14 protein-coding genes and 1 pseudogene are annotated in these 16,991 nt (G+C 36.7%); all 15 read left to right on the forward strand.

Annotated features, from left to right (window positions below):
* The first annotated feature begins 11 nt into the window (after positions 1–11).
* Positions 12–746: a glucosamine-6-phosphate deaminase gene (gene nagB / locus JCM19043_RS03780; protein ID WP_062320123.1), complete on the forward strand. Its 735-nt coding sequence runs from the start codon at positions 12–14 to the stop codon at positions 744–746.
* 29 nt (positions 747–775) lie between these two features.
* Positions 776–2,155: a sulfatase gene (locus JCM19043_RS03785; protein WP_062320125.1), complete on the forward strand. Its 1,380-nt coding sequence runs from the start codon at positions 776–778 to the stop codon at positions 2,153–2,155.
* Positions 2,156–2,158: 3 nt separating this feature from the next.
* Positions 2,159–2,626, forward strand: a complete 468-nt coding sequence (locus tag JCM19043_RS03790) for a PTS glucose transporter subunit IIA (protein ID WP_062320127.1) — start codon at positions 2,159–2,161, stop codon at positions 2,624–2,626.
* Positions 2,627–2,745: 119 nt separating this feature from the next.
* Positions 2,746–3,525, forward strand: a complete 780-nt coding sequence (locus JCM19043_RS03795; RefSeq protein ID WP_062320129.1) for a sulfite exporter TauE/SafE family protein — start codon at positions 2,746–2,748, stop codon at positions 3,523–3,525.
* A 75-nt stretch (positions 3,526–3,600) separates the two neighbouring features.
* Entirely contained in the window at positions 3,601–4,473 is an 873-nt protein-coding gene (locus JCM19043_RS03800; RefSeq protein ID WP_231631383.1) for a formylglycine-generating enzyme family protein, read from the forward strand.
* Positions 4,474–4,499: 26 nt separating this feature from the next.
* Complete coding sequence (locus JCM19043_RS03805; protein ID WP_062320133.1) at positions 4,500–5,750, forward strand: anaerobic sulfatase maturase; 1,251 nt, start codon at positions 4,500–4,502, stop codon at positions 5,748–5,750.
* 537 nt (positions 5,751–6,287) lie between these two features.
* Entirely contained in the window at positions 6,288–7,544 is a 1,257-nt protein-coding gene (locus JCM19043_RS03810; protein WP_062320135.1) for a M20/M25/M40 family metallo-hydrolase, read from the forward strand.
* Positions 7,545–7,580: 36 nt separating this feature from the next.
* Positions 7,581–8,372, forward strand: a complete 792-nt coding sequence (locus JCM19043_RS03815) for a DUF3100 domain-containing protein (protein ID WP_062320137.1) — start codon at positions 7,581–7,583, stop codon at positions 8,370–8,372.
* A complete protein-coding gene (locus JCM19043_RS03820) occupies positions 8,369–8,860 on the forward strand; it encodes a hypothetical protein (protein WP_062320139.1) in 492 nt (163 codons plus the stop codon). The genes JCM19043_RS03815 and JCM19043_RS03820 overlap by 4 nt, the downstream gene beginning before the upstream one ends.
* Positions 8,861–9,127: 267 nt before the next feature.
* Positions 9,128–9,825, forward strand: a pseudogene (locus tag JCM19043_RS03825) (dihydropteridine reductase).
* Positions 9,826–10,375: 550 nt separating this feature from the next.
* Positions 10,376–12,211 (forward strand): sensor histidine kinase, encoded by a 1,836-nt coding sequence (locus JCM19043_RS03830; protein ID WP_156321326.1) that lies wholly within the window; start codon positions 10,376–10,378, stop codon positions 12,209–12,211.
* A gap of 4 nt (positions 12,212–12,215) precedes the next feature.
* Positions 12,216–13,118, forward strand: a complete 903-nt coding sequence (locus tag JCM19043_RS03835) for a response regulator (protein WP_062320143.1) — start codon at positions 12,216–12,218, stop codon at positions 13,116–13,118.
* A complete protein-coding gene (locus JCM19043_RS03840) occupies positions 13,111–13,365 on the forward strand; it encodes a hypothetical protein (protein ID WP_062320144.1) in 255 nt (84 codons plus the stop codon). The genes JCM19043_RS03835 and JCM19043_RS03840 overlap by 8 nt, the downstream gene beginning before the upstream one ends.
* A 151-nt stretch (positions 13,366–13,516) precedes the next feature.
* Positions 13,517–14,020 (forward strand): L-type lectin-domain containing protein, encoded by a 504-nt coding sequence (locus tag JCM19043_RS18050; RefSeq protein WP_062320146.1) that lies wholly within the window; start codon positions 13,517–13,519, stop codon positions 14,018–14,020.
* Complete coding sequence (locus tag JCM19043_RS03850) at positions 14,017–16,986, forward strand: immunoglobulin-like domain-containing protein (protein WP_062320148.1); 2,970 nt, start codon at positions 14,017–14,019, stop codon at positions 16,984–16,986. Before JCM19043_RS18050 ends, JCM19043_RS03850 begins: the two co-directional genes overlap by 4 nt.
* The last annotated feature ends 5 nt before the right edge of the window (positions 16,987–16,991 follow it).

Here is a 16,991-nt window from a genome sequence, read left to right on the forward strand (position 1 = left end):
GGGGATTTGTAATGGATTTAATTGTTTTCAATACTAAAAATGAAGCAAATGCCTATGTGGCTGGTTTGATTGTTCAAGAGGTCAATAAGTATGCCTTTTTGACCTTAGGATTAGCAACAGGAGAAACTCCTAAAGGCATATACAATGATTTAATTAAACGATATCGAGAAAATAAAGTGAGTTTTAAAAACATCACAACATTCAATTTAGATGAGTATATAGGATTGCATCCTGAAAGCCCTGATAGTTATCACTTCTATATGCATGAAAAACTCTTTAATCATATTGATTGTCCAAAAGAAAATAGCCACATACCAAATGGTTGTGCAGAAGATTTGAATAACGAGTGCGAAAACTATGAAAAGCTAATAGAAGAATCGGGCGGAATTGATCTGCAATTGTTGGGGATTGGAACTAATGGGCATATCGGTTTTAATGAGCCAGGTACCGCATTCGATACACATACACATATAACTAAATTAGCTCCTTCAACAATTGAAGCAAACACGCCATTGCTAGTAGAAGAGAAGAAATTACCATCACACGCACTATCGATGGGTTTAAAAACTATTAGACAGGCTAAAAAGATTATTTTAGTAGCATTCGGAAAACAAAAAGCTGATGCGATTCAAAGACTATTGAATGGGAAAGTTTCAGAGGATTTCCCCGCATCAATTTTGAAGAAACATTCAGACATTAAAATTGTTATTGATAGTGAATTAAATAACGAACTAAAGGCAGAGTAGTTAATCTTTCTTCAGGAGGTGATGAAGTCATGAAGCATCATATAATTTATATTCACACGCATGATAGCGGGAGGATATTAAGTCCGTATGGCTACGATGTCCCGACGCAATCACTTAAAGCATTCACAAAAGATGCGACGATATTTAGAGAAGCCTATTGTGTTGGACCCACGTGTTCACCAAGTCGTTCAGGACTACTAACAGGTATGTATCCTCATAGTAATGGGATGTATGGATTATCGCAGCGTGGATTTAAACTCCATGATTATAACCAACATTTAGTAAACTATTTAAACAAACGAGCGTATAATACAGTGCTTTGCGGGATCCAACATGAAGCAGGAAGCTATATAGATCATGAAGCAGGGGCGAAAATTATTGGTTATAAACAAGATATTACAGCTGATAACACTGGCTTAGCAGAAGAGGAACTTGCTAAGTGGGATTATGAAAATGCCTTGAAAACTAAAGAGTGGTTAGAGTCTTATCAAGAAGATAAACCTTTCTTCCTTTCTTTTGGTTTATTTTCAACACATAGAAAATTTCCGGAAGAAGGACATGAGAATAAAGAAGAGATTGATCCAAAATATGTTATGCCACCGACACCTTTATCTGATGACTATCCTATTCGTGAAGATTATGCTGGATATCTAAAGTCAGCGACATGGGCAGATGAATCATTTAAGGTTGTTATCGAAGCCATTAAGGAAGCCGGATTCTATGATAATTCAATCATTATCTTTACAACCGATCACGGTATTTCTTTCCCGTTCAATAAATGTAATCTTTTCGACGCGGGTATCGGTGTTTCATTAATTATGCGTGTGCCTGGCAGTCGCATGAATGGGGAGGAAGTGGAAGGTTTGGTTTCACAAGTTGATGTTTTCCCTACCTTATGCGATCTACTTAATCTCGATAAACCGGATTACTTACAAGGTGAGTCCTTTGCTTATCTTTTTGAAGATAAAGAAGGGACAGAAAGAGAAGAGATATTCTCTGAAATTAATTACCACACAGCTTATGAACCTGCGCGAAGTGTTCGTACGAAACGTTATAAATACATTAAATTCTATGATAAATCGTATTTGAAAATTAACCGGACAAATATTGATAACTCAATAAGTAAAGATTATTATCAAGCAAATGGTCTAGAACAAATAGAAAAGCCAGAAGAAGCGCTTTACGATTTGCTGTATGATCCAAGTGAAACAAATAATCTTATCGAGGACGTAAAATATCAATCAATAGCTGATGAATTAAGACAAAAACTATTACAACATCAATTAGAAACGAACGACCCGATTCTAAATGGACATTTTAAGTTAGAAGAAGGCTGGAAAATTAACAAAAGTGAAAATTATAATCCGAGCTCTAAGGATCCAAATGATTTTCTAAAGGTGGGGGAATAACGCGTGTTTAAAAAATTCTTTAATAAACCACTATTTGTAAGTCCTGTTTCTGGCATATTGAAACAGATCGAAGATGTTGATGATGAGATGTTTGCTGGTAAGGTGCTTGGAGATGGCTTTGCCATCTACCCTACTAGTCATTCTATTAAATCACCCATCACTGGGGAAGTAACTTTTGTATATAATACAAAGCACGCGATTGGATTAAGAGCGACGGATGGATTAGAAGTACTCATTCATGTTGGGGTTGATACTGTGAAGCTTAATGGAAGGGGTTTTACCGCTCATGTTAAGCAGCACCAAAAGGTGAGGCAAGGTGAAACGTTGTTAACAGTCGACTTTGAAACAATTAAACCGGAAGTACCTTCAATTGATGTCATTGTGGTGTTTAGCAATGGAGAGAAATGCACCGTTCATAACCCTGGTGAAACGGTTGCTGTTCTTGACCAAAATATTATTGATATAAATTAAGTAGACCACTTGGGGGGATGTCATTCCCCCTTACTCTAATGACAGCTAAAGCATAAAGTATATCGTTATATACGATGAGTGAGAGGTATAAATTCTTTAAATTTAAGGGAGAACCGGTTATGTATGTTGTATATTTTTTCGTAGGGTTAATTTCCACCGCATTAGGAGCTGCAGCAGGGCTAGGTGGAGGAGTCATTATCAAGCCTATGCTTGACTTACTCGGTGATTTTAATTTGAAGTCAATAGGGGCATTATCAGCAATCACCGTTTTTACTATGGCTGTCGTCTCGCTTTTCGGATCAAGAAAACTCGATGTTCAACTTCAAAAAAAACAAAGCTTTACTCTTGCTATCGGTTCTATTATAGGTGGTGGCATAGGGAAAAGCTTATTTAATAGTAGTTTGAAATATGAACCAATTAATCATATGATTGGATTAGTTCAGTCAGCACTGCTTATCGGCATTTTAATCATCATATTATTATTAATGAAATATCGTCATTTCTATAAAACATATCACCTCAAAAACGCTGGGATCATTTTAATGATTGGTCTTATATTGGGCGTTGTCTCCGCATTTATCGGCATTGGGGGAGGGCCATTAAATATTGCTGTTTTAAGTTTATTGTTCTCCATGGATACAAAGCAAGCGCGTCTTAATTCTATTTTCATTATATTTTTCTCGCAACTCGCCGCTATCATACTTATATTTACAGAGGGCAGTCTCGTTGAATATGACTTAAATATGCTCCCGGTCATGGTTATCGGCGGAGTCGTTGGAGGTTTTATAGGGAATTATTTATCCTTACATTGGGATAGTAGACGAGTTGAGTTAATTTTCAACGCAACAATTATATTGATTATTGCTATCAATATTTATAATGTTGTACAAGCCATATAATTAAGAAAGAGGGTGAATTACATGAGTTGTTGTCATAGTAATCGAATAAATTGCGATCAAAATACGGATGAAAACATGAAAACCTCCAACTTGATTAAACCTGGACAGCATCATCAAGAAGGAATGGTTAAATTAACTGGTGGAACATTTTTAATGGGAACGGAGGATAGTGATGCCAATAAAGGCGATCAAGAAGGTCCTATAAGAGCCGTTAATGTTGAGTCTTTCTATATTGATCCAACTCCAGTTACGAATCAACAATTTCTTGAGTTTATAGAGGATACGAACTACCTAACAGACGCAGAACGATACGGATGGTCCTTTGTTTTTTACAACCTTTTATCGGAAGAAACAGCTAAATCTGTCACACAAAGACCCGCCCATACCCCGTGGTGGCGGGTGGTAGAAGGAGCAGATTGGGCGCATCCTGAAGGACCGGATTCTTCCATCCAAGATCGTTTAAATCACCCCGCTGTTCATATTTCATGGAATGACGCTACCGCCTATTGTACATGGTCAGGGAAAAGACTATTAACTGAAGCGGAATGGGAATATGCCGCAAGAGGGGGGCTTGTCCAAAAACGTTACCCTTGGGGAGATGAATTAACACCAAACGGTAAACATCTATGTAACATTTGGCAAGGAGATTTTCCGATTGAAAACACTCAAGATGACGGATATAACAGTACGTGTCCTGTTGATGCTTTCCCTTCAAATGATTTCGGTATGTTTAGTATGGTAGGAAACACGTGGGAGTGGTGTGATAACTTTTTTGATCATTCAATAGCTACATCCATCACACAAGATCATCAACCAAGAGCCATAAGAGGTGGATCGTATTTATGTCATGAATCATACTGCAATCGTTATCGGGTTGCAGCACGAAGCTCTAACACGCCAGATAGTTCATCTGGTAATATGGGCTTTCGATGTGCCATGAATGCTTAGTTACAATATTTAAGGAGGTGACAGACATGTCTAATCAACCAGCGGTTAAAATCAAACCTAAAATTTCTAGTGTGATGTGGAAAACGGTATCAGAAGCTTGTAACTTAGCCTGTGATTATTGCTACTATAGTACATGTAATGGCCGTCCTGGAAAATTCAATCAAATTGAGGAGCAAACACTCGAAAAATTCATTAAAGAATATATGGAGATGTCTCAAGGACTTGTATCTTTTATTTGGCAAGGAGGAGAACCATTACTTGCCGGGTTAGATTTCTTTGAAAAAGTGGTTTATTATCAAAAGAAGTACAGTACAAAATTTAAACGCGCCAGTAATTCTATTCAAACGAACGGCACATTAATTAATAAATATTGGGCGCAATTCTTTAGTCAACATGGTTTTTTTGTCGGGGTAAGCTTAGATGGTCCGAAAGAAATAAACGATCAAAGACGCGTCACACGTACAGGAAAACCGAGCTTTGATTTAGTCATGCGAGGTATTGAACACCTTCGTAACCATCGTGTTGAATTTAATATTTTGACGGTCATACACGAAACGAATGTGCATCGTGCTAAAGATTTAATGAACTTCTACCAGCAAGAAAACTTTCCGTATGTTCAATTTATTCCTTGTATGGATTTTAAAGCACAACAAGTAGAGCAACCGGGTGTATTTGCGATTACACCAGAAGAATATGGGAGCTTTCTCTGTGAAGCTTTTGATCATTGGTATCATGATGGGCAACCAGTCACGTCTGTTCGCTTCTTTGATAATATGTTGACGGGATATTTAAATCAAACGGCTGAACATTGTATTCATCAAGAAACGTGTCCTAAAGCCCTTGTTTTCGAACAAAATGGTGATGCTTATCCTTGTGATTTTTATATGGATGAAGCTTATCGACTTGGAAATATCACTGTCGATTCCTTCGAAGATATTGCGATGAACCCCAAATTAGACGCATTTGTTAATCAAAAGAAAGATTTACCCGAGACATGCAAATCTTGTGAGTTTCTAAAGCTATGTCAGGGTGGTTGTCCGAGAAATAGACGTAATAGCGCTAGTGAAAACGAACAAAGTAAAACGTATTTCTGTCATAGTTATAAACGAATTTATCGTTATGCGCACAACCGAATGAAGCTATTAGCTGATAAAATTAAACAAGATAAATTGAAGACGCTTATTAAGGCGGGTTATCCTTTACCAAAAGACAGCGACATGTGTATGTGTGGAAGTAATACCACTTTCGCCTCTTGTTGTAAGAGGTTAATGATCTAAACAGCTAGTTAAGAAAACTTATGCTGTAGATGATTGGAATCGCGAACTTGAAACGGTCCCTCATGGAATAGTATTTCATTATAGAAGTGAAGAACGAACAAAAAATAGGGCACTAACAAGAGCATGGATCGAAAGACAAATCCATGCTCTTTTAAGATATAGGTATTAAAAAAGAATATTAGAAGTGAATATATAAAAACAACACATTATTTGACAAAATAAAATTGACAATTAAAGTTATATAAACGAATAAATAAACTCATATTAATAATAATGTTCGTTTATTGTGTTTTTACTGAAAATTCATTATTTTTTTGTAATCATTGGTAAAATAGAGTGGGTGGATAGGGTAATGAATATATATATGCTTAAAATGCTGTGTTTATAAGGTTTTTATGAAGTGGGTACACATGTGTGTAAAATTATTCAACTGAATAAACGAAAAAGTTTTCTTAAATGTATTGACGTCAAATAACGAACGATGGTATAACTAGTACTATTAGTTTTAACATTCGGATATGACAAGAAGGAGGACATATGACTATTAATGAACAGTACGAGAAAATAAAAACACTCGCAGACCAGATTTATGCAAATCCAGAATTGGGTTATAAAGAAACAAAGACAAAACAGACGATTGTTGAGTATTTAAAAAATGTTCATCCGGAAATTCAGATCGAAGAATTCAGTACAACAGGCTTTAAAACAACGCTAGGTGAGAAGAAGCCAGTACATATCGCTTTTATTGCTGAATTAGACGCGGTATATGCTCCGTCACATTTTAAAGCAGATCCTACGAACGGGGCGGCACATAATTGTGGGCATTATACACAAGTGGCGATTGCGCTAGCCTTATACGAACAGCTATATGCAACGAAAGCTTACGAAGCGTTTGATTTTCAACTGTCCTTTATTTTTGTTCCAGCGGAAGAATATCTTGATTTACCTTACCGGGAACAATTAGTAAAAGAAGGGATCATCACACATTATGGTGGTAAACCAGAAGCGATGAAGTTAGGTGTGTTTGATGATATTGATCTTGGTATCTGTGTTCATGCGATTGGTGGAGAGTTCGATGAACGTACGATTGAAATTAACTGTGATTTAGCTGGGTTCCTTTATAAGAAATATCATTTTAAAGGTAAAGCCTCACACGCTGGCTTTGATCCGTTTTCTTCTGTTAATGCTTACAGCATGTCAACACTCTTTAATACAGCCATTGGCTTATCAAGACAACAGTTAGATGAGAAACAAATGGTGCGAATAAATCCGATTGTGATGCAGTCAGATATGTCGACCAATGTCATTCCTAATCATATTACCGTTGGAACAGATTTACGTACGCAATCTGTTGACTACATGCAGGAGGTCGCCATTCGCTTAGACCAAGCGGCTACCGGTTCAGCACAAGCTTTAATGGGAGAAGTCGATGTTGAAACACAAATGGGTTATTTACCGTTCCAACAAAGTCGCTACCTCTCAACTTTTGTCGCCTCAGCATTCAACAAAGATGAGCGCATCAAGTCGATGCTTAATAACCAAGCCATTAGCGCAGCGGGTGATATCGGGGATTTATCTTATATGATGCCATGTATTCAAATAGGTTACAGTGGGTTCACGGGTACGATTCACGGTGATGATTTTATTGATGTTGACCCAGAATTTATTTATACTGTTTTTCCTTCATTTCTACAAAGTGTTCTTAAAGAAATGGTCGGTCAAATAGATCAAGATAAATTGTATAAAAAAAGTTATCAAGACTATTTAAAGGTGTTAGACACACTCGCAAAATAGAAAAAATATGAGAGAGATTTAAGGGGGAGAATGAGTATGAAGCGTGATTTTGGCTTTTTAATTATCTTTGCGGTAGTCATTATTTTTGCAGCGGAGTGGATTGGTTTTCAAAGTATCACCATTGGCTCCATTACCATTACGTTGTTGCCACTTGTCTTTGCAATTTTATTAACAATGGTATTAGGGATGAGTGTTTTTAGAAAGGGTATCATGAAGAAAGTATACAGTAAAGCAAACATTGGGTTTGCGAGTCAATATTTGATCTTCATTATGCTGCCACTTATGGCAAGATACGGTGCTGACGTTGCCCCGCGAATAAAAGACATTCTTCAAGTCGGTTGGGTGTTTATTATTCAAGATTTAGGTAACTTAGGAACGGTCCTTATTGGACTACCGATTGCTGTTTTGCTTGGTTTACGCCGAGAAGCGATCGGGGCGACACTCGGTATTGGTCGTGAAGGTGAACTTGCCTATATTTCTGAAAAATACACCCTTGAATCAAAAGAAGGGCGAGGCGTGCTGTCACTCTATATTATTGGTACACTGTTTGGTGCCCTCTTCTTTAGCGTGTTTGCACCCATCTTACTCGATTTAGGCTTTCGTCCAGAAGCGCTAGCAATGGCATCAGGTGTTGGTTCAAGTAGTATGATGACAGGGGCATCTTCAACACTAGTTGCTCGTTTACCTGAGATGGAAGAAACGATTCTATCTTATGCTGCGGCTAGTCAGCTTTTAACGAGTTTCTTAGGTACCTTTACGATGATCTTTTTAGCTGTACCATTACAGAAGTTCATGTATAAATTATTAGTGCGAGGTGATGAAGCATGACAAAAACAACAGGACTGAATCAATATGTTAAATATGGTCTTATTCTACTTTTAAGTATTTCGCTCATTCTTTTAACGCAAGGGATTAAGCTACTTAAGTATGGTGGAGGCGCACCAATTGACGGCATGGCGATCATGGGTCTATTAACGTTATGGCTATTTTCGATGATTGGTATTATGATTACTGATGTGATTAAAAAAGCGGATATCCCTGTGTTGCGTAGTTTTCCTATCTTAGGCTGGGTGTCGATTACGTCACTTGTGATGTGCTTAATCTTTGACTTTTTTGTCACAGCCATTCAAGCGGTTGACTTTTTATCTATTACGACACCGATTCTTACTTTTGCGGGTATTTCTGTTGCGGACCGGTTAGTTGACTTAAGAAAAACGTCATGGAAGGTTGCGATTGTCGCGGTCTTTGTCTTTATGGGAACGTACTTAGCGAGTGCATTACTGGCTCAATTTGGTTTGATGATTTCAGGTAATTAATTTTACTAATTACTGATTATCGTTAAATAGGATGCCTGACTAACAAGCATTAAATAAAAGATTAGAAGGTTCTTTGTGATATCAAAGGACCTTCTAGTCTTTTTAAATAGTTCCTATGAAGTTATTGAGCTAATAGAGCTTCTTTATCATGTTTCGATACGATTTAAAGATAAACATTTAAAAACGAGAGATTTTCTATTGAGAATAATTCTCATTTGTAGTATGTTAAATAGTAACAACACGTAAACAGATGAAGGAGAATGAGGCATGCAAATCTATTGGACTAAGATAAATAAAATTAAAGAAGAGGCATCTGAAGTAAATACGTATTTACTAGATTGCCCGAAAGACTTTGAATGGGAAGAAGGCGCTCATACACATTTAGCTATGAAGGGCTTTAACGCAGGAGATAAGCCTAATCGAAGTCTTGTTCGTCATATGTCTATTTCGACGTTACCATATGAAGGTTCTATCGGTATTACAACACGTATCAAAGAACAATGCTCTGAATATAAATCGATTTTAGGACATCTGAAAGTTGGAGATGAGGTGGCCTTATTTAAGACAGGTTCTAACGTTACGCTTAAAAGAGAAAATAAACCGATTTATTTACTGTCATCTGGTGTAGGTCTTGCTACTTTCAGACCGCTTGTACTTGACTATCTGAAGTGTACTGATAATATTACTCATCTTCACTCGCTTAATATTGAGTCATCAAAACAATATTTATTTACGGATGTGTTTAAAACGGCAGTGGATAAACAATTTAAGGCGCAGTTTGTTGGTCGTCGTCAAGATACTACGAAGAAGTGAATAATCTTACAGAAAATAAAGAGGGTCTCTTTTATATTGTCGGTAGCGATGACTTTCTTAAACAAAACATTGATATTTTGCTTGAAGAAGGTATCAGTACCGATCAGATCGTGCTCGATAAACATCCGCAGCAACTGTCTGCATTTATTTAAATGAATAGTGATAAAGTAAAGCCTGCCTGCTGATTTTTCAATGAAGCAGGTAGACTTATTTAGATAAAAATTCAAATGCTGATACAGGAATATATAATTTCGCGCAATAAATATATGTCAATAACCCGTGCCTTGAGTCAACGATTGCTGGCTAATGATGTCTATGTACAATTAGTTTCTAGTGCTTATTTTGAATTATCACTTTATGTTATGATAAAGTCATCCAACATATTAAGATATTGATATACTAGAAAAAAACGTGAAGGGCATTCAAATTTTATCTATTGATGGAACACAGAAAAAGACAATATTTAATAGAATAGCTATTGGGCCGCCTATCAGGTCTTCAGTAGAGTCTTGAAGAGTTCTCTTCAATGAAAATTCACAAAGGTATAGAATGGTGCTTATTTGATTTTTGGCTTGTTAAAACTATTAGAAAAGAGTCGTTGCATATTGGAGCGAAAAAAAATATATTTATGTCTGTGTGTTTATTGTTATCTTAATTTCATTAGGATTTATCTACTATAGCGTATTACATCAACCGAATATAGTGAATGAAGGTCAATTGTCACTAGAGGGGACAGATTTTCGAAATAGTGGGATGATTGAATTGAACGGTGAATGGGAGTTTTTCTGGGAAGAGATATTATTTCCAAAAGACTTTCCAAGTGATAAAACACCAGTTTTTATGAATGTACCTGGGAGTTGGTATACAGATATTGAAGGGAATCATTATCAAAATAAAGGATTTGCAACATATCGTATGGTGATTGAAGATATACCAAATGACATGTTTTTTGGACTCAAAAAATCAAATATCCGGAATGCGAGTGCAATTTTTATTAATGGGAAGAAATATTTAGAAGATGGTCGAGTTTCGACTACGCTATCTGAGAGTGTTCCCGGCAATAATCCTGAAATGATGTACTTTGAGCTGACGAGCGATACAGTTGAGATTATTATTCATGTGTCAAACCATGAATATATTGTAGGCGGCATATCAAAGCCACTGTTATTTGGTTTACAGCAACCGCTGTTAACTCACCAATATCAATCGATAACGTTTGAATTTGCGATAATCTTAGTTGTGTTTATCGTTGGCATTTTTTATACTATATTATTTTTTACAAGTAAGTATTATCGCATGATGGAACCAGCTACGTTAATGTTGGCTTTGAGCTGTTTATGTTTCGGAGTTATGGCGAGTATGTACAGCGAGCGCATCTTAACGATTATCTTTCCTGATCTTACACTAACCGCTACTTTTAGAATCGGACATTTACTGAATGCGCTGACTGTGATTTTTGTATTACATACTGTCTATCGTATCAATGATAAGTTTTTAAGTAAGCGCCTAACATGGTTCCTTACTTCGATGTTTAGTATTTTCATTCTGTTTGTATTAATATTTCCACTTGAGATATATTTGAGCACGTTAACTTTTTATATGTGTTTTGCCGTAGCCCTCTTTTTATTGATTTGGTTAAGACTTGTAGTACTGCTCTTTAAAAGTAGAGATAAGAATAATGATTTAACTGAACACAGCTTATTAAGTGTTGCAATCTTTAGTGTTTTTCTGTTTTGGGTGGATGTTCTTTTATATAGCACGGGGATTACTTCTAATATGTCTATTGCGTTTTTTAATATGGCGGTTTTCAGTATCTCACTTGCAGCTTTACTCATTTATCGCTATACCTTGTATTATAAAAAAAGCGAAGAACTTTCGAATGAATTGCTTGAAACATTAGAAGTTGTGACCGAGAAAACTAATTTAGTCAAAGAGAATGAAATAGCTTTTTTACAAGCACAAATTAAACCGCACTTCCTTTTTAATGCGTTAAATGTTATCTCATCAATTATTCTTACGAACCAAGACAAAGCTTATGAATTGGTGTTATCATTAAGTGATTATTTACGCGCTAAATTTGATTTCTATAACAAAGAAAAGTGGATTAGTATCCATGAAGAAATAGAATTAATAGAGTCTTACGTTATAATCGAAAAAGCGAGGTTTGAAGAGCGTCTGTCTATGTTTATTAACATACCTGAGCAAGTTGACTTTATGGTTCCACCATTATTAATACAACCCCTTGTAGAAAATGCGATACGTCACGGTGTTAATAAGAAAAAAGCAGGGGGTGTGGTCTCATTATCAATTAACTGCACAGGTGAGGGACATATACTTAAAGTGAAAGATAATGGTGTAGGCATGTCAAAAGAAACAGTAGCGCTCATTTTATCCAGTAATCAAACAGCCAGTAATGGAATTGGGCTAATGAATGTTCAAATGCGTATGCAACAACTATTTGGATATGGTATGGAGATTCAGAGTGAAGTAGGTAAAGGAACGACTATTATCATTCATATACCGAACCAGAAAGGGTGATACAATGAAGTTATTACTATTAGATGACGAACGTATGGCTATAGAACATATGAAATATTTATTAAATAAAAGTGAAGTAATTAAGTCTGTTTCTATGACCTCATTTTTATCACCGACTGATGCGTTGAAGTGGATGGAGGACAACATAGTAGACGTAATCTTTATTGATATTGAAATGCCTGAGATGGATGGTTTAGTTGTTGCGAATAAAATGAAGGATATTCAGCCGAATCTTGAAATAGTATTTGTGACCGCTTTTCAAGAGTATGCAGTAGAAGCGTTTGAATTGCATGCGCTAGATTATTTGTTGAAACCTGTACGTTTACAAAGAATGGATCAGACGTTATTACGAATAGAGAGGCGTTTGCAAGAAAAAGTTAATGAACAAATAACCCTATCTTCAACACAATCTATACATTTGTTGGGAAAAGTATCGATTGAATCGAGCGGTCAGCCGATTGATTTTAAATGGCGAAAAGGCAGAGTGAAAGAGTTATTTTTATTATTACTCCACTCCCGTCATAGAGCGATGTCTAAATTTGATATCATTGATTATATTTGGTCGGATTTATCAGATAAAAAAGCTTCAACACAACTCCATATGACCATCTATCGTCTGCGACAAATTATTAACACGTTCAATCTCGATTTGTCGATAGAATTTCAAGATGAGGCTTATCAAATGCTGTTGGGAAAAACAGCCACTGTAGATGTTGATCGATGGCTTGATCACATTAATCACTACCCAACGATTCACTCTGATAATCTAGATCATGCTATTGACGCGCTATCTTTAGTTAAGGGTGATTATATGCAGAACTTGGAGTATAGTTGGGCTCAGAATGAACAAGTCTATTTAAAAAACAGCTATCTTAAGAGGCTCATCGATATTGCGAGTTTTGATTGAAAACAAAAAAGAAGAAGAAGCAATAAATTACTTTGAAAAAGTAATTTTTGAAGATCCTTACAACGATGTCGCAAAAGAGCGCCTACTTCGATTGTATGAGAAAAATAAACAGGGTCAAGAATTAAAACGATTTACTAAATACTTAGTAACGGTTTATACCCAGGATCAAGAACATGAACAAATCAAAGAGTTAAATGATATGTATCAACGAATTTTAACAAATATGAAAGATAAGTATGCCGATTAATTATCGAGCATGCTTTTTTTTATAAGATCGATACTTCCTATACCTTTCGTTATGTTAAGTCTATGTTAAGTGTTAAGAGCTATAATAGTGGGTGAATATTTCCGAAAAAATAGTAACATAGGTGTATTTTATAACAAAACGGAGGGATTTTATGAAGAAGAAACAAAGACAACAATGGGAAAAATGGATTAGCTTATGGATGGTAGTAGCGCTCTTATTATCGATCGTACCAATGCCAGCTAATCAAGTGGAAGCAGCATCGACAGAGCCCATTACAATCGCTCAAGGCGATAATACAATAGGAGTAACTAACACATTTGATGCACAGTATTGGAATATTGGGTATGATGCTACTTTAGCATCGAATCGCATTCAATTAACACCTGCTGAAGGGGGTAAAAAAGGATTTGCTTATTTTAAGGATAGTATTCGTTTAAGTAACGATCTATCTTTTAACGCAAAGTATACAGTAAATATCTCTGATTCTGATTATGCCGGCGCCGATGGCATTGCTTTTGTGATACAGAGTAATAGTAATACGGCCGGGGCTGAAGGAGAAGGGATTGGCTATAGCGGGATTACGCCAAGTGTGGTAGTAGAAATTGATACGTATAAAAATACGGCGGATGCAACGGTAGTCAGATTGCGATTATGAAAAATGGGGACTATCAAACGCATTTAGCCGCTAAAAATCTTCCTACTATTGATCAAGATACTAACTTTTATTCGGTGTGGGTAGATTATTCTGGTGATAATATGAAAGTTTATTTTGCAAAAGATAATGAAGGAAAGACACCTAAGCCATCAGTAGCGGATCTTGATTATAATATTAGTCTGCAAGAAATCTTTGGTGATACACAAGACGTGTTTGTTGGTTTTTCATCAGCAACAGGCGGCTCTTACTCTAAACATGAGTTATTAAGTGTATTCTTTGATAGTGTATACACGTCAACAGGTATTACAGAAAATGGACAATATACACAAGCTCCTAAACCAGATGCACCTGCAAATATAAATGTAGAAAAAGCGGAAGGTCAACCTATTACGGTTACACCTGAGGCAGGGAAGAACTATGTCTTTTACGAAAATTCAACAGATGTTAAGCCAATTAGTTCGGGAACAGACTTTATTATTGATGCGAGTATGAATGAAGATGGTAAAGTCTATAACTATACGTTGATTGAAAATGGTGTGCAAAGTGAACGTGCCCAGATTACTGTAGATGTTATACCAGAGCAATTATCAATCAAGTTAAATGAAAAAACAAATCAAGATCGTCAATTTTCATTTGAAGATTTAGCTGTTACAGGATCGGGTATTAAATCAATCTTAATCAGTTTTAATCAATCGGTTACTTTAGGTGATAAAATTATCTTACCATCCTCATCTTCAGGTTTTACTGTATCAACTAGTTCCGCAAGCAATGACTACACAAAACGAATTAATCTATCTGATAGTGTGACGACAAGTGACGTACAGGACTATTTAAGAAATGTCAGTTACGAGTTAGGCAGTAGTGAACAATCGGTTCAAGTTGTTGTGACGTCAGAAGATATTCAATATGATACGTATTATAGTATTGATACAGAACATTATTATCAGTACGTGACGGAAAAGGTATCATGGACAGAAGCTTATCAACAAGCAAAAAATATGGAATATATGGGGCGTACAGGTTACTTGGCTACCATTATGAGTAAAGATGAAGATGTCTTTGTTAATTCTTTATCTGGTGGACAAGTTGGTTGGCTAGGTGGTGCGATACTAAAACCAACGTCTGAGAAGGTGAATGCGTCAGGCGGAACAGATGGCAAGCTTTTATATTATGATGGTTTTGATACAAACCAAACAACGGATGGCTGGTACTGGATGAACGGGCCAGAAATTGGGACGAAGTTTTATACGAGTACAGGTACAAGGGATACAAGTAATAATATTGTCTTTACGATTGATGAATTAGATCAACAGTCACGACTATCTTACTTTAATTGGGGTGAAAGGTCCGTTGTATCATCTGATGATGATCGCGAACCGAATACGCAAATTGGACCAAGTGAAGAAAGTGTTTCGGGAACAAGTATTCCTGCAAATAAAAAAGAAGTCGTTCTTTCCACACTTAGTGATCCTAGTTTAAAACGTGTCAGTCGACAAGAAACAGACTTTTGGTGGAATGACCGGCCAAATAATCCGACAGGTAGTGCAACTTGGGATGCTACAGGCTACTTTGTTGAATTTGGTGATTTGCTAGTTGGTCATAATGAAGGTACAGTTATCACAACTTTCGCAGATGATACAGCAGAATTAACTATATCAAAACCTGCCGCTCCAAGTCCGATTTCTATTACAAAAGATATCGATCAAGAATATATCGTAACACCAGCACTTGGAAGTGTGTATTATTTTTATGAGAATGAAACGGCTATGATGCCGATAGATACTGGTACATCATTTACGGTTCCTGCAGAGATGAATACGCATGAGAAGCGCTATTATTATGCAGTTAGAGAAAATGGTGTGGAAAGTGACAGAGCATATATCGAAGTCTTGATTGCAGATAATAGCAGCCATTACGCGAAAGTGAACAATGGAATAGGAAGTGGCGAATATCAAGCTGGAGAAATAGTGACGATTGAAGCAGCCACAGCTCCCGAGGGCAAACAGTTCAAAGGTTGGGAAGTAACGAGTGGAAATGTCACTCTGGCTGACGCAACAGAAGTAGAAACAAACTTTGTCATGCCGGGAGAAACAGTAGAGATAACGGCAATATACGAAGCGATTCCGACGTATGAAGTGACAATCACAAGTGGAACGGGAAGCGGCGAATATCAAGCCGGAGAAACAGTGACGATTGAAGCAGCCACAGCTCCCGAGGGCAAACAGTTCAAAGGTTGGGAAGTAACGAGTGGAGATGTCACTCTAGCTGACGCAACAGAAGTAGAAACAAGCTTTGTCATGCCGGGAGAAACAGTAGAGATAACGGCAATATACGAAGCGATTCCGACGTATGAAGTGACAATCACAAGTGGAACGGGAAGCGGCGAATACCGAGCCGGAGAAACAGTGATGATTGAAGCAAACACTCCTAATGCCGTACAAAAATTCGTGAGGTGGAATACATTCACAAGTAAAGTGAATGTGACTGATCCTTTAAAGAGTCAAACAACGTTTGTCATGCCGGCAAACGATGTGCAAATTCAAGCGGTGTATGAGGATTTATCAGATGAAGAGATTAAAAAGCAGCTTCAAGAGGCTGCAAATGATTTAACGATTTCAAAAGCCTTTACTTTTAGTGAGGATGATACATGGGAAAGTGTCACATTAGAATTCTTAATGCTAACAGAGGGAATCAACAACACAACCATTAATTGGGTTTCAAGTAAAACAAATGTTATTTCAATTGACGGCAGTATAGCTTCTACCAATCGACAAGAAGATGATGAGTCCGTCATATTAACAGCAACAATTTTAAAAGCAGGACAGTCAATCCAGAAGACATTCTTACTCATTGTGAAAAGCGATCAAATAGATAATAAAGTCTATGAGGTCGAGAGACGTCCAGCGGATGTACAAATGAATACAAGCCAACAGGCACATGATTTAATCCAACGTATTAGTATATAATAATA

Origin of the sequence: Halolactibacillus sp. JCM 19043 (genome assembly GCF_001310395.1) — a bacterium.
Classification (GTDB): domain Bacteria; phylum Bacillota; class Bacilli; order Bacillales; family Amphibacillaceae; genus Halolactibacillus; species Halolactibacillus miurensis.

Excerpts from the sequence above, each read along its gene's own strand:
- nagB (WP_062320123.1), top strand. The coding sequence starts at position 12 with ATGGATTTAATTGTTTTCAATACTAAAAATGAAGCAAATGCCTATGTG.
- JCM19043_RS03785 (WP_062320125.1), top strand. The coding sequence starts at position 776 with ATGAAGCATCATATAATTTATATTCACACGCATGATAGCGGGAGGATA.
- JCM19043_RS03795 (WP_062320129.1), top strand. The coding sequence starts at position 2,746 with ATGTATGTTGTATATTTTTTCGTAGGGTTAATTTCCACCGCATTAGGA.
- JCM19043_RS03800 (WP_231631383.1), top strand. The coding sequence starts at position 3,601 with ATGAAAACCTCCAACTTGATTAAACCTGGACAGCATCATCAAGAAGGA.
- JCM19043_RS03805 (WP_062320133.1), top strand. The coding sequence starts at position 4,500 with ATGTCTAATCAACCAGCGGTTAAAATCAAACCTAAAATTTCTAGTGTG.
- JCM19043_RS03810 (WP_062320135.1), top strand. The coding sequence starts at position 6,288 with ATGACTATTAATGAACAGTACGAGAAAATAAAAACACTCGCAGACCAG.
- JCM19043_RS03815 (WP_062320137.1), top strand. The coding sequence starts at position 7,581 with ATGAAGCGTGATTTTGGCTTTTTAATTATCTTTGCGGTAGTCATTATT.
- JCM19043_RS03820 (WP_062320139.1), top strand. The coding sequence starts at position 8,369 with ATGACAAAAACAACAGGACTGAATCAATATGTTAAATATGGTCTTATT.
- JCM19043_RS03835 (WP_062320143.1), top strand. The coding sequence starts at position 12,216 with ATGAAGTTATTACTATTAGATGACGAACGTATGGCTATAGAACATATG.
- JCM19043_RS18050 (WP_062320146.1), top strand. The coding sequence starts at position 13,517 with ATGAAGAAGAAACAAAGACAACAATGGGAAAAATGGATTAGCTTATGG.
- JCM19043_RS03850 (WP_062320148.1), top strand. The coding sequence starts at position 14,017 with ATGAAAAATGGGGACTATCAAACGCATTTAGCCGCTAAAAATCTTCCT.